At 71.1% G+C, this 10,013-nt stretch carries 9 protein-coding genes and 1 pseudogene; 3 read left to right on the forward strand and 7 right to left on the reverse strand.

Annotation, left to right across the window (positions count from 1 at the left end):
* The 3 genes from ACTIR_RS0109260 to kstR all read left to right on the forward strand — a co-directional run.
* The coding region (locus ACTIR_RS0109260; RefSeq protein WP_233345867.1) for a 2Fe-2S iron-sulfur cluster-binding protein at nt 1-376 on the forward strand (376 nt) is incomplete at its 5' end.
* 127 nt (nt 377-503) lie between these two features.
* Nucleotides 504-1,367 carry a MaoC/PaaZ C-terminal domain-containing protein gene (locus ACTIR_RS0109265; protein ID WP_026454052.1) on the forward strand — a complete coding sequence of 288 codons (864 nt, stop codon included), beginning with the start codon at nt 504-506 and terminating at the stop codon, nt 1,365-1,367.
* Between the two features lie 125 nt (nt 1,368-1,492).
* Nucleotides 1,493-2,131, forward strand: a complete 639-nt coding sequence (gene kstR, locus ACTIR_RS0109270; RefSeq protein ID WP_019807547.1) for a cholesterol catabolism transcriptional regulator KstR — start codon at nt 1,493-1,495, stop codon at nt 2,129-2,131.
* A 105-nt stretch (nt 2,132-2,236) separates the two neighbouring features.
* Here kstR and ACTIR_RS0109275 read toward each other — a convergent pair whose 3' ends face one another.
* The 7 genes and pseudogenes from ACTIR_RS0109275 to ACTIR_RS25845 form a co-directional block, all read right to left on the reverse strand.
* Nucleotides 2,237-3,226: a TIGR03557 family F420-dependent LLM class oxidoreductase gene (locus tag ACTIR_RS0109275; RefSeq protein WP_026454053.1), complete on the reverse strand. Its 990-nt coding sequence runs from the start codon at nt 3,224-3,226 to the stop codon at nt 2,237-2,239.
* Nucleotides 3,227-3,297: 71 nt separating this feature from the next.
* Nucleotides 3,298-4,131: an LLM class F420-dependent oxidoreductase gene (locus ACTIR_RS0109280; protein WP_026454054.1), complete on the reverse strand. Its 834-nt coding sequence runs from the start codon at nt 4,129-4,131 to the stop codon at nt 3,298-3,300.
* 252 nt (nt 4,132-4,383) lie between these two features.
* Nucleotides 4,384-7,620 (reverse strand): fused isobutyryl-CoA mutase/GTPase IcmF, encoded by a 3,237-nt coding sequence (icmF, locus tag ACTIR_RS0109285; protein WP_026454055.1) that lies wholly within the window; start codon nt 7,618-7,620, stop codon nt 4,384-4,386.
* Between the two features lie 96 nt (nt 7,621-7,716).
* Nucleotides 7,717-8,331 carry a GTP-binding protein gene (locus ACTIR_RS0109290; RefSeq protein WP_026454056.1) on the reverse strand — a complete coding sequence of 205 codons (615 nt, stop codon included), beginning with the start codon at nt 8,329-8,331 and terminating at the stop codon, nt 7,717-7,719.
* Nucleotides 8,312-8,743 (reverse strand): DUF742 domain-containing protein, encoded by a 432-nt coding sequence (locus tag ACTIR_RS27835; RefSeq protein WP_026454057.1) that lies wholly within the window; start codon nt 8,741-8,743, stop codon nt 8,312-8,314. Before ACTIR_RS27835 ends, ACTIR_RS0109290 begins: the two co-directional genes overlap by 20 nt.
* Nucleotides 8,744-9,077: 334 nt before the next feature.
* Complete coding sequence (locus ACTIR_RS0109300) at nt 9,078-9,530, reverse strand: roadblock/LC7 domain-containing protein (RefSeq protein ID WP_026454058.1); 453 nt, start codon at nt 9,528-9,530, stop codon at nt 9,078-9,080.
* Nucleotides 9,527-10,013 (reverse strand): annotated as a pseudogene (locus ACTIR_RS25845) (nitrate- and nitrite sensing domain-containing protein); the annotation flags it as partial. The gene ACTIR_RS0109300 and the pseudogene ACTIR_RS25845, both read right to left, overlap by 4 nt.

The raw sequence follows: 10,013 nt of genomic DNA on the forward strand, positions 1-10,013 counted from the left end.
CCCCGCCCCGGCACCCGGTCCGGACCCCGGGCCGGCGGCCGGGGAGGCGAACGGTGCGGAAACCGGGGCGGAACCGGCGCCGACGGCGGAACCCGGGCCGGAGCCGGTGGCGCTCACGGTGACGCTGGACGGCACCGAACACACGTCCGGCTGGCCACGGGACCGGCGACTGCTGGACCACCTGCTCGACTCCGGTCTGGACGCGCCGTACTCCTGCCGGGAGGGGCGGTGCAGCGCCTGCGCCTGCCGGGTGGTGTCCGGTGAGGTCACCATGCCCGTCAACGAGGTGCTCGACGCCGAGGACCTCGCCGACGGGCTCGTCCTGGCGTGCCAGGCGCTGCCGGTCACCGACGAGGTGTCGGTCAGCTACGAGTGACCGTCCCGCCCCCGCACCGGGCCCGCACCAGGACGGGCCCGCACCCACGACGAGCGGGCACCGTGACGGGCCCGCACGCACGACGAGCGAGCCCGTCACGGGCCCGCATCACGACAAGGAGACACCCATGCCCATCGACCCGGAAGTCGCCGTCGGAGCCGACCTCGGACGGAGCTCCTTCTCCTGGACCTCCTCCGACGTGCTGCTCTACCACCTCGCGCTCGGTGCGGGCGCCGACCCCACGGACGACCGCGAGCTCCGCTACGCCTACGAGGACGACCTGCGGGTGCTGCCCACCTTCGCGACGGTCGCGGAGAACTTCCACGCCTCCGAACCCCCGGCCGTGTCGTTCCCCGGCGTGGACATCGACCTCGCGAAGGTCGTGCACGGCACGCAGAGCGTCGAGGTGCACCGTCCGCTGCCCACCGCGGGCGAGGCCGTGGCGCGCTCCCGGATCGCCGACGTCCTCGACAAGGGCAAGGCCGCGGTGATCGTGCAGGAGACCACGGTCGCCGACGCCGCGGGCGATCCGTTGTGGACGGCGCGGTCGAGCATCTTCGCCCGGGGCGAGGGCGGGTTCGGCGGTGAGCGTGGCGCCTCCGACCGGGTGGAGCTGCCCGACCGTGCGCCCGACGTCGTGGTCGACACGCCGACGCTGCCCCAGCAGGCGCTGCTCTACCGGCTCTGCGGCGACCGCAACCCGCTGCACGCCGACCCGGAGTTCGCGCGCGCGGCCGGGTTCGACGCACCGATCCTGCACGGTCTGTGCACCTACGGCGTCGTGGCGAAGGCCGTCACCGACGCCGTGCTCGACGCCGACGTCACCAGGGTGCGGTCGTGGTCGGCGAAGTTCGCCGGTATCGTGCTCCCCGGCGAGACGCTGCGCACGCGGGTCTGGCGGGACGGCGGGAGACTGCTCGTCACCGCGACGGTCGTCGAGCGCGACGAGGCGCCCGCGCTGTCGGACGCGGTGCTGCACACCACCGGCTGACGGACTCCCCTCAAAAGAGAACGTGTTTCACTTTTCAGCTCGCCCCAACGCTCGGCGACCTGATGAATTACTCTGGTGCACGCCCGAACAGGCAGTGAAACACGTTCTTACCAGGAGAGTGCCGGATGGCAGGCAAGCCCAGGACGTCGGGGCAGGGTAAGGGGCGCACCACGCTCAACCCGCTGGACGGCGGCGAGGAACTCGGGTCCGCGGCGCAACGCGACCGCCGCAGACGCATCCTGGACGCCACGCTCACGTTGGCGTCCAAGGGCGGGTACGACGCCGTACAGATGCGCACCGTGGCCGAGCGCGCCGACGTGGCGCTGGGCACCCTCTACCGGTACTTCCCGTCCAAGGTGCACCTGCTGGTGTCGAGTCTGGCCCGGGAGTTCGAACGGGCCCAGGACAGACTGGGCCGCGGGCCGATCCCCGGGGACACCCCGGTCGAGCGGGTGTTGTACGTGCTCGGCCGCAACACCCGTGCGCTGCAGCGCGACCCGCAGCTCACCGAGGCGATGGTGCGGGCGTTCATGTTCGCCGACACCACCGCCGCGGCCGAGGTGGAACGCGTCGGGCGGCTGCTCGAGGAGATGTTCGCCACGGCGATGGGCATCGCCGAACCCACCGAGGCCGACCGGGACGTCTTCCACGTCGTCGCCGACGTGTGGATGGCCAACCTCGTCGCCTGGGTCACCCGCCGCGCCTCCGCCACCGACGTCGCCAACCGCCTCGAACTCTCCGTCCGCCTGCTGCTGGAGAAGTGACCGTGAAGGACTCCTTCCCTGCGTGGGACGCAGTGAGGGCCTCCTTCACTGCGTGGGACGCAGGCAGGGAGTCCTTCACGGCCACACCCGCCCGGGTGAGTGGGCTCAGGCGGTGAGCTTCGGCAGGACCTCGCGGCCGAAGACCTCCATCCACTCCTGTTGGTTGCGGCCCACGTTGTGCAGGTAGATCCGGGTGAAGCCGGCGTCGATGTAGCGTTGCAGTGCCTGCCGGTGCTCGTCCGGATCGGACGAGACGACCATCCGGCCCTCGAAATCCTCCCGGCGCACCAGCTTGGCCATCTGCTCGAAGTCGAACGGCGACCGGATGTCGGCCTTCGGGAACTTCATCCCCCCGTTCGGCCACTGCTCCAGCGCGTTGGCCCACGCCTGTTCGTCGGTGGCCGCCCAGGACAGGTGCACCTGGAGCAGCTTCGGCATCGCGTCCGGGTCCTTGCCCGCCTTGCGGGCGCCCTTCGCGAAGTTCTCCACGATCCCGGCGAGCTTGTCCAGCGACGCGCCCGGCGTGATCAGGCCGTCGGCGAGCTCGCCCGTCTTGCGGGAGGTGTACGGGCCGGCCGCGGCGATGTACACCGGCGGCGCGGGATCCGGCATCGTCCACAGCCGGGTGTTGTGCAGCTTGAAGAACTCGCCGTTGTGCTTGACATCGGTGCCGCCGAACAGCTTCTTGATGATCTCCAGCGCCTCCAGCATCCGGCGGACCCGTTCGGGGGCCTCGGGCCAGTAGGCGCCGAACATGTGCTCGTTGAGCGCCTCCCCCGACCCGATGCCCAGCCAGGTGCGCCCAGGGTAGGTGGCCTCCAGGGTCGCGGCGGCCTGCGCCACCATCGCCGGGTGCTGGCGGAACGACGGGCAGGTCACGCCCGGGCCGAGGTCGCCGGTGGTGTTCTCGGCCAGCGAGGCCAGCACACTCCAGACGAACGACGCCTCCCCCTGGGCGGGCACCCACGGCTGGAAGTGGTCGGCCGCCATCTGCCCGGAGAAGCCGTGCCGCTCCGCCAGTGCGGCGAGGTCCACGGACTCCCGGGGGGCGAACTGCTCCAACGCCGCCGCGATCCCGATCTGCACGTCTGCCACGTCGTTCTCCAACCCCGCCCGCTCGCTCGCGGGCGCGCCTCGTTCGTCCCTCGCGGTCCTCCGCGACCCGGCTACCCGGCGTGGCGGCGCGCCACCTCGGCCAGGTCGTCGAGTGTCGCCAGTGTCTCGCGCTCGGGCAGGGTGGGCAGGAAGAACGTGACACGCTCCACGCCCGCCTCGGCCCACTCCGTGATCGGAGCGCGCTGCGGGTCGGCGGCGAAGATGGTCACCGGCACGTCCGGCCTGCCCCGCTCGGCCAGTCGCCCGCGCACCTCCCGGATGTGCTCCGGCGAGGTGTGCCCGCGCGGCATCCAGGCGTCCCCGTACAGCGCGAGCCGGTTCTCGGCCGCGGCGCTCTCACCCCCGACGTAGATCGGGGGGTGCGGTGTCCGGACGGGCTTGGGCCACAGGTTGACCGGGTCGAAGTCGACGTACTCGCCGTGGAACTCCGCCTCGTCGGTGGTCCAGATCCGGGTCAGTGCCTGCAGCTGCTCGTTCAGCAGGGCACCCCGCGTGCGGGGGTCGGTGCCGTGGTGGCGCATCTCCTCGCGGTTCCAGCCGACGCCCACGCCGAACAGGAACCGCCCGCCGGACACCAGGTCCAGGCTCGCCACCTCGTTGGCCGTGTGCAGCACGTCGCGCTGGACCAGCAGGGCGACCCCGGTGGCCACGAGCAGGTCGGTCGTCGCGGTGGCCGCGGCGGTCAGCGACACGAACGGGTCCAGCGTGCGGTAGTACTCCCGGGGCAGGTCACCCCCACCCGGGTACGGCGTCTCCCGGCTGGTCGGGATGTGTGAGTGCTCGGCCACCAGCAGGGAGTCGAACCCCCGCTCCTCCAGCGCCCGGCCGAGCGCCGCCGGACGGATACCTTCGTCGGTGACGAACGTGGAAACCCCGAACTTCACGCGAGTCGCCCCTTCCGGACCGCGAGTTGACGCCAGGTGTCTGCGAGTCGTCACCCCCGGACGGCGAGTCGACACCCCGCTCCGGTCCGGGAGTGGCGGTGATCAAGAGTACCCTTCGTACACCGGACGCAAACTCGCGGTCCCGGAGCGCCGACTGGTGTGAAGTGACGACCCGCGGTTCCTCGAGCGTCGACTCGCGGTCCCGGAGCGTCGACTCGCGGGTTCGGGGTGGCGACTCGCGGGTGGGGTGGGTCAGACGTTGCGGCGGTACTGGCCGCCGACCTCGAAGAAGGCGCGGGTGATCTGGCCCAGCGAGCACACCCGGGCGGCGTCCATCAGCACGGCGAACACGTTCTCCCCGCGCTGCGCCGCCCGCCGCAGGTCCGCCAGCGCCTGCTGCGCCTCGGCCTCGTTCCGGCGGTGGAACTCGGCCAGCCGGTCGAGCTGGGACTGCTTCTGCTCGTCGGTGGCCCGCGCCAGCTCCACCTCGACCTCGTCCTGCTCGGGGTCCGGGTTGCGGAACGTGTTCACCCCGACGATCGGCAGGTCGCCGCTGTGCTTGAGCCGCTCGTAGGCCATCGACTCGTCCTGGATCTTGCCGCGCTGGTAGCCCGTCTCCATCGCGCCGAGCACGCCGCCGCGCTCGGTGATCCGCTCGAACTCGGCCAGCACCGCCTCCTCCACGAGGTCGGTGAGCTCGTCGATGATGAACGAGCCCTGCAGCGGGTTCTCGTTCTTCGCCAGGCCCCACTCCTTGTTGATGATCATCTGGATGGCCAGCGCCCGGCGCACCGAACTCTCCGTCGGCGTCGTGATCGCCTCGTCGTAGGCGTTGGTGTGCAGGGAGTTCGCGTTGTCGTACAGCGCGCACAGGGCCTGCAGGGTGGTGCGGATGTCGTTGAAGCTCATCTCCTGGGCGTGCAGCGACCGCCCGGAGGTCTGGATGTGGTACTTCAGCTTCTGCGAGCGCTCGTTCGCCCCGTAGCGCTCGCGCATCGCCACCGCCCAGATCCGGCGGGCGACCCGGCCCAGCACCGAGTACTCGGCGTCCATCCCGTTCGAGAAGAAGAACGACAGGTTGGGCGCGAAGTCGTCGATGTCCATACCCCGCGCGAGGTAGGACTCCACGTACGTGAACCCGTTCGCCAGCGTGAACGCGAGCTGCGTGATCGGGTTCGCCCCGGCCTCCGCGATGTGGTACCCGGAGATCGACACCGAGTAGAAGTTGCGGACGTCGTTGGCGATGAACCACTCCTGGATGTCCGACATCATCCGCAGGGAGAACTCGGTGGAGAAGATGCAGGTGTTCTGCCCCTGGTCCTCCTTGAGGATGTCGGCCTGCACCGTGCCCCGGACCTGGCGCAGGGTCCAGGCGCGGATCTCGGCGTCCTCGGCGTCGGTGGGCTCCCGGCCGTGCTCGGCGCGGAAGGCGTCCCGGCGCTGGTCGATCGCGGTGTTGAGGAAGAACGCCAGGATCGTCGGTGCCGGGCCGTTGATCGTCATGGACACCGACGTGGTGGGCGCGGTGAGGTCGAACCCGTCGTAGAGGGCCTTCATGTCGTCCAGCGTCGCGATCGACACGCCGGAGGTGCCGATCTTGCCGTGGATGTCCGGCCGGGTGTCCGGGTCCGACCCGTACAGCGTCACCGAGTCGAACGCGGTGGACAGCCGTTTGGCCTCGGAGTCGGACGAGAGGTACTTGAACCGCCGGTTGGTGCGGAAGGCGTCGCCCTCCCCGGCGAACATCCGCGCCGGGTCCTCCCCCTCGCGCTTGAACGGGAACACGCCCGCGGTGTACGGGAAGTACCCGGGCAGGTGTTCGCGGCGCAGGAACGACAGCAGCTCGCCACGGTCGGTGTAGCGCGGCAGCGCCACCCGCGGCACCCGGCTGCCGGACAGGGTCTCCCGCCACAGCTCCGTGTGGATCTCCCGGTCGCGGACGGTGAAGACCAGCTCCTCGCCCCGGTAGGACTCGGCCAGCTCGTCGTAGTGCGTCAGCGTCCCGGTGGTGTCGGCGTCCACGGCGTCGTCGGCGCGGGCGAGCAGCCGGTCGAGCTCACCGGTGTCCGCCCCCTCGGCGGCCAGTGCCTCCCGGGCCGCGGCCAGATGGTCCCGGTGGCGCAGCGCCTCGGCCTGCTCCGTCGTGCGGCGGTGGTAGTCGCGCACCGTCCCGGCGATGTCGGCGAGATAGCGCGTGCGGTGACCCGGGATCACGACGGTGGTGTCGGCCGGGACCTTCCCCTCGACGCGGGGCAGGGTCCCCGCGGAGACCGACAGGCCGTCCCCGGCCAACAGGTCGCGCAGGTGCTGGTACAGGGCCGTGACCCCGTCGTCGTGGAACTTCGCCGCGCTCGTACCGAACACCGGCATGTCCTCCGGGGCGGCACCGAACGCCTCGCGGTTGCGGACCATCTGCCGCGCGACGTCCCGCCGGGCGTCCTCCGCACCCCGCCGCTCGAACTTGTTGATCGCGACGACGTCGGCGAAGTCCAGCATGTCGATCTTCTCGAGCTGGGACGCGGCGCCGAACTCGGGCGTCATGACGTAGAGCGCGTGATCGACGTGGTCGACGATGCCCGCGTCCCCCTGCCCGATACCGGGCGTTTCCACCACGACCAGGTCGTAGCCAGCGGCCTTGCAGGCGGTGACCGCCTCGTCGAGGCCGGTCGGCACCTCCGCACCCGCCGTGCGGGTGGCCAGCGACCGGAAGAACACCCGGTCGCCGTCCAGGCTGTTCATCCGGATGCGGTCGCCGAGCAGGGCACCGCCGCCGCGGCGCCGCGTGGGGTCCACGGCCAGCACGGCGATCCGCAGCTTGTCCTCCTGGTCCACCCGGAAGCGGCGGATCAGTTCGTCGGTCAGCGACGACTTGCCCGATCCGCCCGTGCCGGTGATCCCGAGCACGGGCACGGTGCGGGCCGCGGCCGCCTCCCGGATCGCCTCCCGCCAGTCGGCGGGCAGGGTGTCCTGCTGGAGATGGGTGAGGGCCCGCGCCAGCGTCGGCATGTCGCCGGCGAGCAGGTCGTCCACCCGCCCCGGGGAACTCTGCGTCAGGTCGACGTCACAGTCCCGGACCATCGTGTTGATCATCCCGGGCAGCCCCAGTTCCAGGCCGTCGTCCGGGGAGAAGATGCGCGCGACCCCGCGGGAGTGCAGCAGCTCGATCTCCTCGCGGACGATGACGCCGCCCCCGCCACCGAACACCCGTACGTGCCCCGCGCCCCGTTCGGCCAGCAGCTGCACGAGGTAGGAGAAGTACTCGACGTGCCCGCCCTGGTAGGCGCTGATCGCCACGCCCTGGACGTCCTCGGAGATCGCGGCGGTCACCACCTCCTCGACCGACCGGTTGTGGCCGAGGTGCACCACCTCGGCACCCTGCGACTGGAGGATGCGCCGCATGATGTTGATCGAGGCGTCGTGGCCGTCGAACAGGCTCGCCGCGGTCACGAAACGGACCGGGTGCTCGGGCCGGTGCAGATCGGAGGTCATGACCCCAAAATACTTGGACTTCCTACTTTTCGGGAACGGAGGGCGACACGTGAAGCGCGCCACACCGTCGGAACCGATTCAGCCGTCACCGGACGGTCACGAGGCGTTGTTGGCCGCGCGCAACGCGATCCACTGCCGCATCGCGTACTCCACCAGCGTGATGAGCGTCTGCTTGGTGGACTCCCGGTCCCGGGCGTCACAGCGCACGATCGGGACGGCGGGATCGATGGACAGCGCCTCCCGCACGTCGTCCAGGCTGTGGTGCAGCACGCCGTCGAACGTGTTGACGCCGACGATGTAGGGCAGGCCCCGGTCCTCGAAGAAGTCCACGGGAGCGAACGAGTCGGCGAGCCTGCGGGTGTCGGCCATCACCACCGCGCCGATCGCGCCGCGCACCAGGTCGTCCCACATGAACCAGAACCGCTGCTGGCCCGGCGTACCGAACAGGTAGAGGATCAGGTCCTCGTCCAACGACACCCGGCCGAAGTCCATCGCCACGGTCGTCGTCGCCTTGCCCGGCGTCGCCTCGAGGTCGTCGATACCGGCACTCGCGTCGGTCATCATCGCCTCGGTCGTCAACGGCACGATTTCGGACACCGAGCCGACGAACGTCGTCTTGCCCGCGCCGAAGCCGCCCGCCACCACGATCTTGGCGGACGTCATCGTCTTCGACGCGGTCTCGCGCGGTGCCTCAAAGCCGGCGGAGTCCACTCAACACCCTTTCCATCAACTGCAAGTGCGCCTCGGCACCCTCGTCGCCCGAGACCGTCCGGTGCACGGTGACCAGTCCGGCGTCCGCCGCGTCACTGATCAGTACCCGCGCCACACCCAGTGGCATCCCCAAAGCCGAGGCGATCTCGGCCACCGATTGTGGAGTACGACATTGTTCCATGATCAGTTGATGCTCGATCTGGTCGGGCACCGCCAGTAGTCCCGCCGTTCTGGTCGAGACCAGAGTCTCCAGCTCGAGATGGTGGTTCGCCCTGGTCCGGCCCCCGGTGATGGCGTAGGGCCGGACGAACCCCGTATCCCCGGTGTCCTCCGGGTACTCCGGCGGGGGTGCTGCCGCGGAGTGCGCTCCGGGCCACACCGCCGACTGCACCGGGACGGCTTCCGCTGCCACAACCTGCTCCTCTGCGTCCGAGTCCGGGCCGCGCGGGTCCGGAACGCCGTGTGTGCCTGGTCGCCCCCGATGCCGCCCGGCGCCGGGTGCGCCGGGCTCGTGGGTGTCCACCTCCTCGGTCCCGGGGTCGGCAGGAGTGGAGTCCGGCTCCACCCCCTGATCGGTGTCGATGTCCGCGTCACCGTCCAGACGGAAACGCGCCCACTCCGCCCACCCACCGCCGGTTTCCCTCCCCGCGGTGCCGTCGGTGCCGTCGGTGTTCCGCTTCCCGGCGCTGTCCCGGGAACCGGCGCCCCCGTCGCCGGAATCGTGTTCCGGTCCGGTCATCGGCGGATCAACCCACCGGTTCGCCGATCCGTGCGCCCTGCAGGCGGGCCCGCAGCTCCGGGGTGAGGATCTGCCCGACCCGCTCCACCAGGAGCGTCATCTCGTAGGCCACCTGCCCGATGTCACAGGTCGGCGCGGCCAGCACCGCCAGGCACGAGCCGTCACTGATCGACATGAGCACCATGATGCCCAGTTCCATCTCCACGACCGTCTCCGTGACGGCCCCGGCCTCGAAGCACCGGGCCGCGCCCTGGGTCAGACTGACCAGCCCGGACGCCACGGCCGCGAGCTGGTCCGCCCGGTCGGCCGGGAGCCGGCGGGACGCGGTGAGCAGGAGACCGTCCGCGGACACCACCACGGCGTGCGCGACACCCGGTACCCGCTCGGCGAAGTCGTCGACCAGCCAACCGAACTGGTTCTGGTGGGGTTGAGCCTGCTGAGCCCGGTCCGAGGTGGTCATTCACCCTCCACTCTCTCGTCTGGCAGATCGGTCGTCACGGTGCCGGCGTGCCTGCCGCGCCGGACGCCCTGCTGGAAGCTGTTCAGTCGCCCGCGCACGTCGGCAGGGTCCCGCGCCAACCGGGAACGGTTCCCCTCCGACTCCCCGGAGGCCGCGCTGCCGGGAACGAGCTGCTCACCCCGGTTCCGCCGGGGCAGCCCCGCGGAGGTGTAGCTCGTCGGCTGCGCCTCGGTCACCTCCCGCGCGGTCCGCCACCGCTCGTCGAGCGGGGAGGTCCCGTCCACCGGGTGGTCGGGACCGGGTCGGTCCCCGGTCGGGTCGGCGAACAACGAGCCCGCGTGCGCACGCGCACCCACGCCTCCACCACCGGCTCCGCCGGGCACGATCTCGGTCGTCTCCGCGGGATCGGGCCCGGACGCCCGGTCGACGCTGTGCCGGCCGTTCCCGCCCGCGGGACCACCGGCACCCGGCACGTCCGGCCGG

The organism is Saccharomonospora iraqiensis subsp. iraqiensis, assembly GCF_000430445.1.
GTDB lineage: Bacteria > Actinomycetota > Actinomycetes > Mycobacteriales > Pseudonocardiaceae > Saccharomonospora > Saccharomonospora iraqiensis.